The sequence below is a fragment of the Streptomyces montanus genome (assembly GCF_005786655.1).
In the GTDB taxonomy this organism is placed as follows: Bacteria; Actinomycetota; Actinomycetes; order Streptomycetales; family Streptomycetaceae; genus Streptomyces; species Streptomyces sporangiiformans.
In genome coordinates this window covers 78,961-94,925 of sequence record NZ_VBZC01000005.1, presented here as the reverse complement: position 1 = coordinate 94,925, position 15,965 = coordinate 78,961, and the positions used below count along the sequence as shown (strand labels likewise).

13 protein-coding genes are annotated in these 15,965 nt (G+C 70.0%); 7 read left to right on the top strand and 6 right to left on the bottom strand.

What is annotated here, in order from left to right:
* Positions 1-3: 3 nt before the first annotated feature.
* From FE633_RS05620 to FE633_RS05590, 6 genes are all read right to left on the bottom strand, one after another.
* Positions 4-1,743: an ABC transporter permease gene (locus tag FE633_RS05620; RefSeq protein WP_138043961.1), complete on the bottom strand. Its 1,740-nt coding sequence runs from the start codon at positions 1,741-1,743 to the stop codon at positions 4-6.
* A gap of 4 nt (positions 1,744-1,747) precedes the next feature.
* Complete coding sequence (locus tag FE633_RS05615; RefSeq protein ID WP_138043960.1) at positions 1,748-2,941, bottom strand: ABC transporter ATP-binding protein; 1,194 nt, start codon at positions 2,939-2,941, stop codon at positions 1,748-1,750.
* Between the two features lie 106 nt (positions 2,942-3,047).
* Entirely contained in the window at positions 3,048-4,112 is a 1,065-nt protein-coding gene (locus FE633_RS05610; protein ID WP_138043959.1) for an extracellular solute-binding protein, read from the bottom strand.
* Between the two features lie 414 nt (positions 4,113-4,526).
* Positions 4,527-6,983 (bottom strand): FAD-binding protein, encoded by a 2,457-nt coding sequence (locus FE633_RS48090; RefSeq protein WP_246113441.1) that lies wholly within the window; start codon positions 6,981-6,983, stop codon positions 4,527-4,529.
* A gap of 6 nt (positions 6,984-6,989) precedes the next feature.
* Positions 6,990-7,742 carry an SDR family oxidoreductase gene (locus tag FE633_RS05595; protein WP_138043958.1) on the bottom strand — a complete coding sequence of 251 codons (753 nt, stop codon included), beginning with the start codon at positions 7,740-7,742 and terminating at the stop codon, positions 6,990-6,992.
* Between the two features lie 57 nt (positions 7,743-7,799).
* Positions 7,800-8,840, bottom strand: a complete 1,041-nt coding sequence (locus FE633_RS05590; RefSeq protein WP_138044104.1) for an NAD(P)-dependent alcohol dehydrogenase — start codon at positions 8,838-8,840, stop codon at positions 7,800-7,802.
* Positions 8,841-8,935: 95 nt separating this feature from the next.
* On the opposite strand from FE633_RS05590, the gene FE633_RS05585 reads away from it, so the two are divergent.
* The 7 genes from FE633_RS05585 to FE633_RS05555 all read left to right on the top strand — a co-directional run bounded on the left by FE633_RS05585 (position 8,936) and on the right by FE633_RS05555 (position 15,935).
* Positions 8,936-9,739, top strand: coding sequence for an SDR family NAD(P)-dependent oxidoreductase (locus FE633_RS05585; RefSeq protein ID WP_246113439.1), 804 nt, complete (start codon positions 8,936-8,938; stop codon positions 9,737-9,739).
* A gap of 182 nt (positions 9,740-9,921) precedes the next feature.
* Positions 9,922-11,076 (top strand): acyl-CoA dehydrogenase family protein, encoded by a 1,155-nt coding sequence (locus FE633_RS05580; RefSeq protein ID WP_138043957.1) that lies wholly within the window; start codon positions 9,922-9,924, stop codon positions 11,074-11,076.
* 272 nt (positions 11,077-11,348) lie between these two features.
* Complete coding sequence (locus FE633_RS05575) at positions 11,349-12,137, top strand: enoyl-CoA hydratase/isomerase family protein (RefSeq protein ID WP_138043956.1); 789 nt, start codon at positions 11,349-11,351, stop codon at positions 12,135-12,137.
* Positions 12,122-12,529, top strand: coding sequence for a Zn-ribbon domain-containing OB-fold protein (locus FE633_RS05570; RefSeq protein ID WP_246113438.1), 408 nt, complete (start codon positions 12,122-12,124; stop codon positions 12,527-12,529). The genes FE633_RS05575 and FE633_RS05570 overlap by 16 nt, the downstream gene beginning before the upstream one ends.
* Positions 12,526-13,671 (top strand): thiolase family protein, encoded by a 1,146-nt coding sequence (locus FE633_RS05565; protein ID WP_138043955.1) that lies wholly within the window; start codon positions 12,526-12,528, stop codon positions 13,669-13,671. The genes FE633_RS05570 and FE633_RS05565 overlap by 4 nt, the downstream gene beginning before the upstream one ends.
* Before the next feature lie 30 nt (positions 13,672-13,701).
* Positions 13,702-14,964 (top strand): acyl-CoA dehydrogenase family protein, encoded by a 1,263-nt coding sequence (locus tag FE633_RS05560; protein WP_246113437.1) that lies wholly within the window; start codon positions 13,702-13,704, stop codon positions 14,962-14,964.
* On the top strand, positions 14,961-15,935 hold the full coding sequence (locus tag FE633_RS05555) for a phosphotransferase family protein (RefSeq protein ID WP_138043954.1): 975 nt from the start codon (positions 14,961-14,963) through the stop codon (positions 15,933-15,935). Before FE633_RS05560 ends, FE633_RS05555 begins: the two co-directional genes overlap by 4 nt.
* The last annotated feature ends 30 nt before the right edge of the window (positions 15,936-15,965 follow it).

Genomic DNA, 15,965 nt, shown 5'->3' with positions numbered 1-15,965 from the left:
TGGTCAGAGCTTCTCGAAGATGTCGGAGCCCGCGACGGACATGGCCACGAAGACACCCGCCGACGTCACCAGCGTCATGATCAGTGCGATCGCCGCCACCAGCGGGTACGAGCCGTTGGACCAGTAGTCGAACAGGATGGTGCCCATGACCTGCGTCGTGGGCGCCCGTACCAGCAGCGAGGCGGTGAACTCGTGGGTGAGCAGCACGAACATCAGCGCTCCGGCACCCGCGAGCGTGGGGCGCAGCAGCGGCAGCACGATCTCGGTGTTGGTTCGCAGCGCGCCCGCCCCGCTGGTCCGCGACGCCTCCAAGTAGGTGTCGCCGAGCGCCACCATCCCGGACAGCTGCATCCTGGTGGCGAAGGGCAGCATCAGCGTCACATAGACCAGCACGATGACGGTTCGGGTGCCGTACAGGATGAACGGCTCGCGGCTGTACGTCAGCAGGAAACCGGCGCCGAAGACCACCGCGGGGATCCCGAGGGGCATCGCCACGATGAAGTCGACCGCCGCCCGGATGATGCGGAACCGGCGCCCCTTGAGCAGCAGCGAGGCGGCGATGAAACCGAGCGGGAGCGCGATCGCGACGGAGATGACCGAAGTGGTGAGGCTGTTGACGATCGCGTCGGTGATCCCCGACTCCTGGAACACGCGCCGGAAGTTGTCGAGCGTGAACCCGCTCGGTTGGATCTTCCCGCTCCAGAAGGCGGAGAGCGACACCACCGTGAGCGCGCCCAGCGGCAGCGCCAGCGCCACCAGGCTGTAGAGGACGATGCCCGTGACCGCCACCCACGAGGGCCGCCCGCCGGCCCGGAACGCCTTGCCGCCGTGCGTGACGAAGCGGCTGTGGTCGCCGAGGACGACCTTCTGGAAGAAGACGACGGCGATGCCGAAGAGCAGCAGCGGTGAGCCGATCGCGGCGGCCCTGCCGTAGTCGACCGGGCTCTGCGACACGGCGACGTACATGTCGGTGGTCAGTACGTTGATGCCGTTGTTCCTGCCGAGCAGCAGCGGTCCCGTGAACTGGCCGAGTCCAAGGAGCAGGGCCACAAAGCCCCCGTACACCAGGGTCGGGCGCAGCAGGGGAAGCGTCACCCGGAAGAACACCCCGGCGGCCGACGATCCGCTGACCTGTGCCGCCTCGATCAGCTCCGCGTTGATGTTGCCGAAGCCGGCGCTGACGAACAGGTAGACGAAGGCGGTCAGGCCGAAGCCGGTGATGAGCACGATCCACGGCAGGGTGTAGATGTCCACGGGACCCTCGTCGAGATGGTTCCACCAGGGCAGGGTGCGCAGCGCCGCGTTGAGGTAGCCGGGGCGGGGCGAGAACAGGAACGCCCAGCCGGTCACCGCCGCCACGGCCGGGATCACGATGGGCAGGATGGGCAGGACGCGCAGCAGTCGCAGCCGGGGCGGCAGACGCGTCGCCGCCCAGGCCAGGAACGTGCCGAGCACGAGCGCGATGGTCAGCGAGCCCAGCGCCAGACCGGCCGTCGTACGCAGCGTCCCGGCCATGTCCGGGTTGTCGAAGGCGGCGCTGTAGCCACGGGCGTCGTCCTCGAAGGCAAGCCGTTGCAGGCCCACCAGCGGGGCGATCACCAGGTAGCCGATGGCGGCCAGGAAGACGAGCGCGCCGAGCCGCGGCAGGTGGCGCCGCGCACGGGCCAGCGCCGCCGGGCGCGGCGGATTCGGGTGCGGCGGTGTCGTCGTGGTGGAGGGGGCGGGTACGGCGGGTGCGGCCATGACGTCACGCCCCCACTGCGGCGGCGGGGGCGTGCGCGGTTGCCCGTGCCCCGTCGGCGTCGTAGTAGAGGGCCGCGTCCTTGGCGAACCACGCGGTCACCCGCTGACCGCGCGCCAGACTCCGGGCCCATGGCTTGCCGGTCAGGGGCGCCTGGGCGTGCAGGCGACTGTCGGCGATCGCGACGACCACGTCCATGTGCCGCCCGCCGAACTGCGCGTCGACGACTTCCGCCGCGAGGGCGACGCCGTGGGCCGGCGGTTTCTCCTCGGCCGGACAGAGGCGAAGGTCGTCGGGGCGCAGCCTGACGGCGATCTCGCTGTGCGAGCGAGGGACCGGGAGTTCGTCGGCCACCGGCCGGCTCGCGCCACCCGATGAACTCGCCTCGCCCGTTTGTTCGTTGGTGCCCGGACCGCCGGCGAGTATCCATCCCGTGCCCTGACGCCGGAGCGGAAGCCGGTTCGACATGCCGATGAACCCGGCGACGTACTCGGTGGCGGGTTCCTCGAAGACCCGCTCCGGTGTGTCGAGCTGCTCGATCCGCCCCGCCTTCATGATGGCCAGTCGGTCCCCGAGCGCCAGCGCCTCGCTCTGGTCGTGGGTGACGAATACGGCGGTGAAGCCCAGTCGTGCGTGCAGCTCGTGGAGTTGGGCGCGTACCTGATCGCGCAGCCGGGCGTCGAGGTTGCTGAGCGGCTCGTCGAAGAGCACCAGGTCGGGTTGGGCGGCCAGGCCGCGGGCCAGGGCGACCCGCTGCTGCTGGCCGCCGCTGAGCTGCGCCGGATAGCGGTCGAGCAGGGCGGCGCAGTCGACGAGCTCCGCCGCCTCGTCGATCCGCCTGCGCGCCTGCTCACGGGCAACCCGTCGGGTCCTCAGGGGATATCCGATGTTGCGGCGCACCGTCATGTGCGGCCACAGCGCGTACGACTGGAACACCATTCCGATCCGGCGCTTGTTCGGGGGGAGGTTCACCTTCCCGCGTACGTCCAGCACCATCTGGTCGCCCAGCGAGATGCGTCCCTCGTCGGGCGTCTCCAGACCGGCCAGGCAGCGCAGAGTCGTGGTCTTCCCGCAGCCGCTCGGGCCGAGCAGAACGATGAACTCGCCCGGCTCGATCTCCAGCGACAGGTCGTCCACGGCGACCGCAGGTGGCTTGCCGGCGAACCTTTTCGTCAGACCCTCGATGCGCACGTGGGACACGGGGGACTCCTTATATCCAGATATCCAAAGATCAGGTGTGTGGGCACCCGTCGGCGCGGGTGCCCACACTGTTGTGCGTCGGTCCTGGCAGATGCCGCCCACTGCCCTACTTGAACAGGGACTTCCACTTCTTCTGGTACGCGGCCACGGCATCCGGTGTGAGCTTGGCCGGATCCTGCACGCGTACCTTGTCGTTGGTTATCACTGTGCCGGGGACCTTGGGCAGCACCGAGCCCGCCGACGGCGTGATCAGCTTCTGCCCCTCGGCGGTCACCATGAAGTTGGCGAACAGCTGGCCGGCATTTGGGTGCGGGGCGCTCTCCAGCACCATGCCGTAATACCGGGCACCCCACGCGCCGTTGGGGGGCATGCGGTAGTCGACCGGCGCGCCCTTCTTCTTGGCGGGATCGAGCGCGATCGGCGCCACGAAGCTGCCGGCGGCGATCTCGCCGGACTGCAGCGCCTCACCCATGGGCAGGGCGCTGGGGTAGATGCGCGGCTTCTGGGCGGCCAGCTTCTTCACGAAGTCGGCGCCGTACGTCTCCTCCAGCCACAGGTAGAAGTCGACGATCGACGGCGCCGTCGGCTCGATGACGCCGATCTTTCCGCCGGCGAGCGACGGGTCGAGCAGGTCCGTGTAGTCGGTCAGCCCTTCGGGGTAGAGCTTGGTGTTCCAACCGAATGTCAGCACTGCGGAGTTGGTCTCGAAGTAGTTGCCGTCGTGGACGTACTTCTTGGTGTCGTAGTCGCCCTTGCCGGTCAGTTCGGGACCGGTCGGCGACAGGAACCGCTTGGCCTCGGCCTGCGGCTTCACCCAGGACAGGCTCGCGCTGACATACATGTCGGCGATCCCCTTGCCGCTGTTGAACTCCGTCTCGACCTTCACTCCGAGGTCACCGTCGGTGCCTCGGACGGTCTTCACGTCGATGCCCGGGTACTTGGACTCGAAGGCCTTCGCGAGGTTGTTGAGGGCGGTCAGATCCTGGGCCGAGTAGACCGTGATCTTTCCTTCTTTCTTCGCTGCGGCGACCAGTTCGTCCATGCCCGCCGATGCGGGCACGACCTTGGATTCGGCGTTGTCGTCATTGCCGCCGCCGCACGCGGCGAGCAGGAGTGTGGTGATCGATAGCAGGATGAGCAAAGTCCCGCGCCGTCGCGGATCTGATCTCATTCTCGGCTCCCTTATGTGAAACCGGCTCCGGCCGAACCGGCGCACAACCGAGCGGATTTAGCGCTGGACGGTGGCTGGATGGCCAAGATTTCGTGGAAATTACCAAACTGAACTCGGTTAGGCAATAGTATGCGCAGCCGCGCGCTGGAAGAGGGGTTGACGGGGTTGGCACGGGTGGCGCCGCAGTAGTGAGCGGTGGCCAGGCAAGGGTGCGGGAGTGCGGTGGAGAGGCAGGTCTCGCACGGCCGGGCCGCCGCCAGGTGGGGCAGATGTTGGACTTATTTCAGTTCAGTATCGGCTCGATCGAGGTGCCGTGCGCCGGGCGTGCGTCATGAGTGGTGTGCACCGATGAGGGTAGCGACGTCGGCAACGGCGCTGGGCTCGGTGAACGCCCAGGCCCCCACGGGGTCAGCCTCAGGCGATGGCGCTCTCACGATGCGTGAAGCCATCGATCCGCACAAGCGTCTTGCCGGTGTTGTCGCCCCGCAGTAGCCCCGCCAGTGCCGCCGGGGCCTGCGGCAGCCCATCGATGATCGTTTCGTGGCAGCGGAGGCGGCCTTCGCGGATCCATGCGCCCACATGCCGTGTCATCTCGGGTAGCAAGTGGGTGTGGGCGCTGCCTCGGAAGCCGCGAATCGTCAGGCCCTTCGTCACTGCCAACATGAGGTTTCCGGGGCCGTGCTGGGGCTCCTCCGCCGCATACTCCGAGACCATGCCGCAGATCGCGACCCGGCCCGACCTCCGCAGCGCCCCGAGGGCGGCCTCGAGATGGTCTCCACCGACGTTGTCGAAGTACACGTCTATGCCGTCCGGAGCCGCCTCGCGCAAGAGGTCGGGGAGGGCGCCGCGCTTGTAGTTGAACGCGGCGTCCAGACCGAGCTCCTCCAGGAGGTAGCGCACCTTCTCGTCGGAACCGGCGCTGCCGATGACACGATGCCCGCGGATCTTCGCCATCTGAGCGGCGAGGCTGCCGACGGCGCCGGCCGCGGCGGAAACCCACACGACGTCGCCGTCACGCAGGCCCGCGGCATGGAAGAGGCCGGCATAGGCGGTGAGTCCATTGCCGCCGAGCGCACCGAGGTAGAACTGTGGTGGTGCGGCGCGCACGTCGAGCTTGGTGAGCGTGCCGACACCGCCGAGCGCTTCCTTCTCCGCCTCGACGACCGCGTAGTCGCGCCAGCCGGCGGCATGCCACACCGTGTCGCCGGGGGCGAACCCGTCGGCGCGGGATTCCACGACCTCCCCGACGGTCATGATCCCCTCCATCGGCTCTTCGAGGGGGAAGGCCGGAAAGTATCCCGGTGGTGCCGTCTCCCTGAGCCGCAGCCGGAGGGCGGCGTCGACGGATGTCCAGGTGTTCCGGACCAGCACCTCACCCGCCCGCGGTTGCCGGACCTCGACCTCGACGACGCGAAAATCCGACGCCCGGACCTCGCCACGGGGATGGGCGATCGGCCGGACTTCACGGCCGGTCGTCGCCGTGCCTTCCCGGGACACGGGACCCGCAACCGACTGGGTGCGCCTCCTGCCATGAGGCGCGGTACGAAGCGTCGCGGTGTCGGCCGCGGTGAGTCCGAACACGAGGGCCGACGCGATGCCGCCGGCGTAGGCCCGGTACCACAGGCCCCCGGTGTCCGAACCGGCGGCGAGGAGCCCGTCGACCGGCTCGCCGTCCTCTCTCAGAGCCCGTGCCCGGTCGTCGATGCGGATGCCGTGGAACGGGAACGTGATGGCCGGTACTGCCTCGACGACGTAGTAGGGCGGTTCGTCGAGCGGCAGGCGATCGAGCCGGCGGCCCGGCACCGGCTCCTCACCCGCCGCCGTCCGGGCGTTGAACCGCTCGACGGCCGTGCGGACGGTCGGCCCGTCGTATCCCCACTCCTCGGGAAGGTAGGCGAGTTCGTCGAGGTCCTCGGCGAAACCGACCCGACCGCCCCGTTTGCCGGCCAGCGCGAACTTGTCGACGGCGACCGCCCCTTTCACATACGAGCCCACCACCCAGTCGCGGAACACGCGGGCGTCGGCGATGAGGAGACCGCGGTTCTCGGGCTGCTCCATCAGCGCCATCGTCGTCAGGTGGTCGCCCAGCGTCTCGTCGGTGAACCGCTCGCCCAGCAGATTGAACAGCAGCGCGTGCTCGCTGTAGTACAGCGACAGGTCGACGAAGTCCGACGGGTCCGCGAGCGGGATGCCGCTCGGGATCAGATGTCCGTAGAAGCCGGCCCCGGGTAGTCCGGTGGAGGCCCCGGCGGCGGTCGCCAGGCGGTAGCCGGTCCCGCGGCTGCAGGGGTTGGAGCGCAGTTCCATGCGGTCGGCATGGGGATGGACGAGCTGGTTACGGAGGGCCACGTCCCCCTGGAAGCCTCCCGTGGCAAGGAGCGTGGACGTGGCCCGCACTGTTCGTCGCGTGCCGTCGCCCGTGACGAGTTCCGCTCCGGTCACGGCCCCGTCCTCCAGGAGGAGCCGCTCGGTATCGGTGGTCAGCAGCAGTTCGCCGCCCGCCTCGACGATGATGCGCCGGCAGGTGTCGACGTAGTGATGGGTGTCGAACTGGTGCCCCTGACCGAAGCTGAGGATGGGCTGAGCGTCCTTGGCCTCGACCCCCGTGCTGCGAATCCACGCGATACCGTCCTGGAAGCGGTCCACGAGGGCGCGCTTGAGCGAGGCCTCGCCGCCCGGGTTGTGCCGCTCCATCACCTCGTGGCTCGGCGCGGTCCAGGCGTAACCGGCGTAGCGTGCGGATCCCCCGATGTCACCGCTGACCTCGACGACCAGGACGGACAGCCCGTTGCGTACGGCTCTCGCGCCCGCGGTCAGTCCGGCCATTCCCGCCCCGATGACGAGCAGGTCGACCGTCTGGTGGTCCGGCATGCGTACTCACCCCTCCACTGTCGCGTGGGCCCGACCGGCGTGGCCGATGGTCTGGCCTCCGTCGATGAGGAACTCGCCGCCCGTGGTGTAGGAGGCGTCGTCGCTCGCGAGGAAGAGCACCATGCGGGTGACCTCCTCGGGCTCCCCGATGCGCGGTACCGGCTGGTGGGCGAACAGTTCGGGTGAGGCACCCACACCCATCGGCGTGCGGATGACGCCCGGATGCACGGAGTTGATGCGCACCCCGGTGCCCGCCATGTCCAGCGCCGCGGCCTTGGTCATCCCCCGTACCCCCCACTTGCTCGCCACATAACCGATGCCGTCGGCGAAGCCCATGAGGCCGGCGGCCGAGGAGATGTTGACGACCGCCCCCTGACCGCGGGCGCGCATGCCGGGCAGGACGGTGTGCATACCGAGGAAGGCACCGACCAGGTTGACGTCGAGGATCCGGCGGAACTGCTCGGGCGACTGCTCTTCCACGCCGCCGAAGTGAATGATCCCAGCGTTGTTGACCAGGACGTCCACCGCGCCGAAAGTGTCCTCGACCGTGCGGACGACCGACTGCCATGCCTCTTCGTCGGTGACGTCGAGGTGGTGGTACTGCGCGTGGGGGAGTTCCTCGGCCAGAGCCTTTCCTTCGTCGTCCAGCAGATCGCAGACGGCGACCCGGGCGCCTTCCGCGGCCAATCCGCGGACGTGTGAGGCGCCCATGCCCCGGGCCCCTCCGGTGACGATCGCGACCTTTCCGTCGAAGCGCATCCCGAGCTTCCCTTCAGTAGGAGTGGTCAGAGGGCACTGGGTTGCCCGTGCACGTGGTCAGTCGGGGACGAGTACGGCCCGTCCCCGCACCTGGCCCCGGCGGAGTCGGCCGATGGCCTCCGGTGCGGCGGACAGCGGGAACCGCTCCGTCTCGACCCGGATGGCCCCGGAGCGTGCGAGCCCGATGACCTCGGCGAGCTCGGGGCGGGTTCCCCAGAAGGGCAGTGAGAGCCTGAACCCCGGTGGGAGAACGCCCGGCTTGGCGACCGTCAGCCGGCCGCCGCCGCTGCCCACGACGGCGAGTACACCGCCCGGGCGCAGAATGCTGATCGCGAGTTCCAGCGTTCGATCGGTGCCGACGAAGTCGAGTACGGCGTCCGCCCCCGCGCCGCCGCTCCGCGTCCGCAGGACACGCGCGGTGTCCGCCCGCACCAGGGTGCCGAAGTCCGCGCCGGAGCGGTCCGCGAGAGCCAGGGCATCCTCCCGGACGTCGACCGCCAGGATGCGGCTCGCGGTGGTCGCTCGGAGGATCTGCACCGCCAGGTGTCCGAGCCCGCCGACACCGATGACGACGGCGGTGCTGCCCTCCCCGAGCGCGTCTCGCAGCCCGGCCACGGCGTGATACGACGTCAGGCCCGCGTCGGAGAGCGGAGCCGCTTGTACGGCCGGCAAGTCGTCGATCGGCACCAGATGGCGTGCGGACGGGACGAGCAGGTACTCGGCCATTCCGCCGTCCCGGCCCAGTCCCACGCCGTGCCAGGGGAGGGTGTCGCGCCGGTCGCAGTAGTTGTCCCGGCCCGCGGCGCAGCGATCGCAGGCGCCGCAGCCCCACGGTCCGTAAACCACCACGCGTTGACCGGCCGTCACTCCTTCGGCGTCGGGCCCCAGCGCCGTGGCCCGCCCGGCTACCTCGTGGCCGAGGGTGAACGGAAGCCGGTAAGGGAGCGCCCCGGGCGCCCCGTCGATGACATGCAGGTCGGAGTGGCACAGTCCAGCGGCTTCGACGCGAACCAGCACCTCGGTGCCGTGCGGGACGGGCCGCTCGACCTCGGTCGGTGTCGCGGGTTCGCCCCAGGCCGTCAGCCGCAGTGCCCTCATCGTCACCGTCCCAGGTCTTGTCATCCCCGCGGCCGTCACGGTAACAGAGGTGAAGTCAGTTCAATAGATTCCAGGCATGGCGAAGGGAGAGTGCCTTGACGGGCGGCGAGGGGCAGACAGGCAGGTTCGCGGGCAGGATCGCGATGGTGACGGGCGCCGGCTCCGGCATGGGTGCCGCGGTCGCGCGCCAGTTGGCCGCGGAAGGAGCGCGGGCCGTCGTCCTGGCGGACGTGAACGGCGAAGGCGCCGCGGCTGTAGCCGTGGGGCTGCCCGCCGCTCGCGCGGTCGCGCTCGACGTGGCGGACGCGGCGGCCGTCGACGCGGTCGTGCGGGACGTACTGCACCGGTACGGGCGACTGGACGTCCTGGTGCACGCGGCCGGGGTCGATGACCCCGAGGCCAAGCAACGCATAGCGGACGCGCTGGTCGAGGGGCGGCCGATCGAGATGACCGATTCCCTCGACGACGCTTCCTGGCGGCGCGTGATGCGGGTGAACCTGGACGGTACGTTCCATGTCCTGCGCGCCGCGGTGCGGGCCATGCGACCCGCCGGGGCCGGGGCGATCGTGGTGATCGGTTCGTCGTCGGCCTTCGACACCCCCGTCGGCTATCCGCACTACGCCGCCTCCAAGGCGGGCGTGCACGCCCTGAGTCAGGCTGTGGCCAAAGAGGTCGTCGCGTCCGGGATCCGTGTGAACGTGGTGGCTCCGGGGCCGACGGAGACGGGGATGGCGGCCCGCACGCCCGAGGCGCTGCGCGCCGGTTTCGCCGATCCGCGGGTGCGCCCGTACGCGACGCCGGAGGAGATCTCCGACATCGCCCTCTTTCTCGCGAGCGATGCGGCGGCGAACCTGGTGGGCGCCGTGCTGCTGGCCAACGGCGGCCGGTTCACCACTTGATCGGCCCCGGCGAGCGGGCCCCAGCCCCCGGCGGGAGTGTCGGGTGTGTCGCGGGCCTGAATCGACTGGTGCGACAGTCTTGCCCGCTCACGGGTGGCTGCCTACGGTTCATGAATTGAGTTCAATTCTCAACCTTGCCCAGCGGTCACTCCGCGTCGTACGAGCACGATGGAGACCACCCCATGCACCGTCGCCACCCCGAGATCGACCCCCAGCTGCTGTCCGAAACCGACGAACAGCGGCAACTGCGCACCGTTCTGCGGGACTTCTACACCGAGGCCGGCGGACCCGAGGGCGTCCGCAAGCATCTGACCACCCCGCGCGGATACGACGAAGCGCTCTGGATGCGGCTCGCGGGCGAGATAGGCGTCCATGGGCTGGCCGTTCCGGAGGAGTACGGCGGGTCGGGCTTCACGTTCGCCGAACTGGCCGTGGTCCTGGAGGAAGCCGGGCGTGCCCTCTACTGCGCGCCCCTGCTGCCCACGGTGGCCCTCGCCGCCCCCGCCCTGCTGCACAGCGGTGACCGCACGGCATGCGAGCGCTACCTGCCGCGGATCGCGGACGGAACGCTTACGGCGACGGTGGCCGGGTTCGACGCCGACGGCCCCGGAGACTCGCACGTCACCGCCGAGCAGGGGGCCTCGGGCTGGGTGCTGCGCGGCCAGGCGGACTTCGTGCTCGACGGGGCCGGCGCGGACCTGATACTGGTACGTGCCCGGACTCCCGCCGGGCCACGGCTGTTCGCCTGTGAGCCCACACCGGAAGCCTGCCGGCGGACTCCACGCCGCGTCCTGGACGAGACGCGGCGACAGGCGCTGGTGGAGTTCCGAGGGGCCCCGGCCATCACCGTGGGCACCACGGAAGGCACCGAAGACATCGTCTCGGCGACCCTCGACACCGGGCGGGCAGCACTGGCGGCCGAACAGGTCGGCGGCAGCGGGCACGCGCTGGACGCGACAGTCGAATTCGCCGCACAGCGCCACCAGTTCGGGCGCCCCATCGGCTCCTTCCAGGCAGTCAAGCACCGGCTGGCCGACGTGCTCGTCTCGCTGGAGGCGGCACGCTCGGCGTCTTCGTACGCGTCTGCCTGCGCGGCCGTCCGCTCGCCGCGGTTGCCGGTGGCTGCCTGCGCCGCAGCCGTGGTCTGTTCCGAGACCTTCCGCCTGGCGACGGCCGAGTATGTGCAACTGCACGGAGGTATCGGCTTCACCTGGGAACACCCGGCGCATCTGTACGTGCGCCGCGCGCGCACCAGCGAGGTGCTGTTCGGCACGACCGACCGGCACCGGGTTCGCCTGGCCGAACTCATCGGCCTTGCCGTCCGCCCCGCCGCGTGAAGAAGAGGCGAGGCGCGCGTACGCACTCGCTCGCGCCGCAGGAGATCTCGACCTCACCTGTCGTCGACAGCTGCCCCTGAATCGGGTTCGGTTTGAGCGTGGCCGTCGGTTGATCCCTGTTCGCGGTCACACTCGTGATTCGTCGGCATCCTCCTGCTGTCCGGACGGTGAGTCTCTCTTGAACCTGTCCCGATCAAGGGGTTGACAGGGCATCCTCCGCCTCCCAGACTCGGAGTGAATTCAATTCAGTTCAGGTTCGGAAGGGTGAGGGCATGGCAGTGGAAGACGAGATCCAGTTCGAGCGTGACGGCCACGTCGCCCGTGTGTGGCTCAATCGCCCGTGGAAGAAGAACTGCGTCACCGTGCCGATACTGGACCGGCTCGACGAGATCATCACCGAGGTCGACGAGGACCCCGAACTGCGGGTCCTGGTGGTCCGTGGCCGCGGCGGCACGTTCTGCTCGGGTTTCGACCTCGACAGCCTGAAGGCGGAGTACGTCGGCAAGTCGAACGCGATCGACGTCGCCGTGAAATCCGCGAAGGTGTGCGACCGCCTCTACTCGATGAAGACCCCCTCGGTCGCTGTCCTGGAGGGCCATGTCACGGCCGGCGGCTTCGAAATCATGATCTCCTGCGACTTCGCCATCTCCGCGGACGACGCCAAGATCGGCGACTTCCACATCCGCCGCGCGCTGTTCGGCGGAGCCGGCCCGATCTACCGGGTGCCACGCATGATCGGCATCCGCAAGACCAAGGAGCTGATGCTCACCGGCAAGCTCCTCTCCGGCATCGAGGCCGCCGAGTTCGGCCTGATCAACAAGTCCGCCCCGGCCGACAAGCTGGACGCGACGGTCGAGGACTTCATCGGTGACCTCGTCGACAAGAGCCCCTTCACGATGTGGCTCACGAAGATGACGATCGACCGCAGCCTTGACGCCGACACCCAGTCCCTGATGGTGATGGAGCACCTCGCCGTCGGCGTGGCGCTCAACTCCGAGGACGCGAACGAAGGTGTGTCGGCGTTCCTGGAGAAGCGTGAACCCAAGTGGCAGGGGCGCTGATCCGGGTGGCCGTGGATCCGCGGAGTCCGACCGGGACCGCCGGGCTCCAGGGCGCACGCTGCTCCGACTGCTCGGTGACGGTCTACCCCGCGGACGACGCATGTCCACGCTGCGGAGGGCCGGCCGACCGGACGGTCCTCCGGGGCACGGGCACGCTGTGGACCTGGACGGTACAGAGGTACGCCCCCAAGTCGCCGCCCTATCAGCCCCCGCCCGGCGGCTTCGAGCCGTTCGCGGTCGGCTACGTGGAGCTGGCGGACGACGTGCGGGTGGCCGCCGTACTCGATCTCGACGACCTCGACGACATCCGCATCGGCATGCCCCTCACCGTGACCGCGGGCCACGGCGTTCCGCGTGCCCGTCCCACGCCCCCGGGCGAGGAGCGCTCATGAGTACCGACGTCCTGATCTGCGGCGCCGGGCGCACCCCGTTCGGCCGGTCGGAGGCGAGTGGCCGACAGCTCGCCGTCAGCGCGGTGAACGCCGCGCTGGCGGACGCCGGGATCGACTGGTCCCGGGTGCGAGCGGCGTTCGGCGGCAGTGACAGTGCCGGCCTCGCCGACACTCTGGTGACCCAACTCGGCCTCACCGGGCTGCCGTTCGTCAATGTCAAGAACGGCTGCGCCACCGGCGGCAGCGCACTGGTCTCCGCCGTGAACGCGATCCGCTCCGGCATGGCGGACGTCGTCCTCGCCGTCGGCTTCGACAAACACCCGCGCGGCGCCTTCGACCCCCGCCCCGAGGACTGGGGGCTGGGAGCGGAGTACGGCAGCGACGGGCTGATGGTGACGACCCAGTTCTTCGGCATGAAGATCCAGCGCTACATGTACGACCACGCGATCACCCCGCGGACCCTGGCCATGGTCGCCGAGAAGGCGTACCGCAACGGTGGCCTGACTCCCGAGGCGTGGCGCCGCAAGCCGCTCTCGGCCGAGGAGGTCCTCGACTCCGGCATGGTCAGCGACCCGCTGACCCGTTACATGTTCTGCTCCCCGGGAGCCGGCGCGGTCGCGTTGGTGCTCTGCTCACCCGAGGCCGCCCGCACCCTGGACGGCCCGCCGGTCACCTTGCGCTCGGTGGCCGTGCGTACCCGGCGCTTCGGCTCGTTCGAGGTCTTCAGCCCCTCGATCCCGGGCGGCGAGCTGACCAGCGTCAGCCGTGACGCGTCGGCAGCCGCGTTCGAGGAGGCGGGAATCGGCCCCGGCGACATCGACGTCTGCCAGCTGCAGGACACCGAAAGCGGCGCCGAGGTCATGCACATGGCCGAGTGCGGGTTCTGCGAGGACGGCGAGCAGGAGCGGCTGGTCGCCTCCGGCGCCACCGAGATCGGCGGAACGCTGCCGGTCAACACCGATGGCGGCTGCATCGCCAATGGCGAACCCATCGGTGCCTCCGGGCTGCGCCAGGTCCACGAGATCGTCCAGCAACTGCGCGGCCGGGCCGGCGAACGCCAGGTCCCGGGCCGCCCCAGAGTCGGTTTCACCCATGTGTACGGCGCCCCAGGTGTGAGCGCCTGCACGGTGCTGTCCAGCTGAACCTCTCGCCGATCGGAGGTGGCAGAAGAGATGAGCGGCATTCCAGAACCCGTGCCAGAACCCGTGCCAGAACCCGTCTCGGAACGCATCCCGGAACCGGTCCCGGAGCCCGAGGAGTTCCGCGCCGGTGCCCGGCAGTGGCTCGCCACAGTCGCCAGGCCCCGCGCCGCCGACGAGCAGTGGGGCAGCGGCTCCGACTCCGTTGCCGTGTTCGAGAACTGGACCGACGAGCAGGAGCGCGAGCACACCTCCCGCACCCAGGAGTGGGAACGCGCCCGCTATGACCAGGGGTGGGGTGCGCTCAACTGGCGGGAGGAATACGGAGGCCCGGGCCTGCCCGCGTACTACGAGCAGCTCTACCGCACCGAAGAGGCGGCCTTCGACGTGCCGCACCGCACCGAGATCTTCCCGGTGACGCAGCAGCTGGTCGCTCCCGCGATCGGCATCTGGGGCACCGAGGAGCAGAAGCGGCGCTGGCTGCGGCCCATGCTGCGCACCGACGAGCTGGCCTGCCAGTTGTTCTCGGAGACCGAGGCCGGTTCCGACCTCGCCGCGGTGCGGACCAGGGCGGTGCGCGACGGCGACCACTGGGTGCTGCGGGGGCACAAGGTGTGGACCTCCGGCGCCCGCGTGGCGACCTGGGGCGTCGCGGTGTGCCGCACCGACCCGGACGTACGCAAGCATGCGGGCATCACCGTCTTCCTGGTGCGCATGGACGCGCCGGGCGTGACCGTACGGCCCATACGGCAGATGACCGGCGGCACCAGCTTCAACGAGGTCTACCTCGACGGCGTGGTGGTGCCCGACACCGACCGGCTTGGTCCGGTCGGCGAGGGCTGGCGGGTCACGCTGAGTGTGCTGGCCGCGGAGCGGCTGGACTCCGGCAACCTCGGCCTGGACAACGCCGACCGAGCGCTCGAACTGGCCGGGCGTCTGCCTCGCCCGCTCACCGGCAGCGAACAGCAGCGCGCCGCCGACCTCTACCTCCGCACCCTCGTCCAACGGCTCATCGGTCTGCGGGTGACCGCCGCCCTCGTCGCGGGACGCGAGCCCGGCGCGGAAGCCTCGGTCGGCAAGCTCTACGCCACCGAGACCATGCGGCGCACCAGCGACCTGGTCTCCGAGCTCCTGGGACCGCGCCTCGTCGCGGACACGGGGGAGTGGGGTACCTATGCCTGGACGGAGCACGTGCTCGGTGCCCCGGGCTACAGCATCGCGGGCGGCACCGACGAGATCCAGCACAACATCCTCGCCGAACGCGTGCTCGGCCTGCCCAAGGAGCCCGTCCGATGAGTACGGCCACGCAGGTGCCGCCGCTGGCCGTCCGGGTCCGCGACCGGCTCGCCCGCCGTCATCCGGGCGCTCCGATCGGCGAGTTGAAGGTGCTGCCGGGCGGCCACTCGGGGCTGACGTACTCGGTTGCGGCAGGCGATGCCAGGTACGTCGTCAAGGCGGTGCCCCCGGGGCAGCGGCCCGTGGGACGCAACGACGTGCTGCGCCAGGCACGGGTGTTGGGCGCGCTGACCGGGTCCGCGGTCCCGGTGCCGGGCGTAGTGGCTGTCGACACGACACAACCGGCATGGTTCGCCATGGACTTCGCGGTCGGCGAGGCCGTCGAACCCGTACTTGACGAGTCCGAAGTGCCCGCCGCGACGGCCCGCGCCCGGATGCTGGAGATCGCCAGCGTCGTGCGGCGGCTGCACGATACCGACATCCACACACCACGTCTCGACGCGCCCGAACCACTCGACGTGACGGGGGAGTTGGAGCGGTGGAGCCGCACCCTGCACGCCGTTCCCGCCGAACTGCGCCCGGGTGGCGAGGAGTTGCTGGCACGCCTCGCTCGTGATGTGCCCGCCGGCCGCTCACCGGTGCTGCTGCACGGGGACTTCCGGCTCGGCAACGTGCTGTGCGCCGGTGAGCGCGCGGTGGCCGTCGTCGACTGGGAGATCTGGAGCGTCGGCGATCCGCGCATCGACCTCGGCTGGTTCCTGCTCTTCACCGACCACCGCAACTTCCCCCAGGTGGGCCATGCCGTACCCGGCCTGCCCAGCGAGGCCGAACTGCTGGACGCCTACCTCGACGGCCGGCCGCCGCTGCCCGCGATGGACTGGTTCCGTGCGCTCTGCCGCCTGAAGATGGCCGCGATCATGGGCCACAACCTGCGTCGGCATCGCGAGGGCAAGCACCACGACCCGGACCAGGAGCGACTGCCGCCCACCATCGCCGCGATGATCCGCACGGCACGCGACATCCTCGGCTGATCCGGACCGACCACACGAATCCCGGACAGG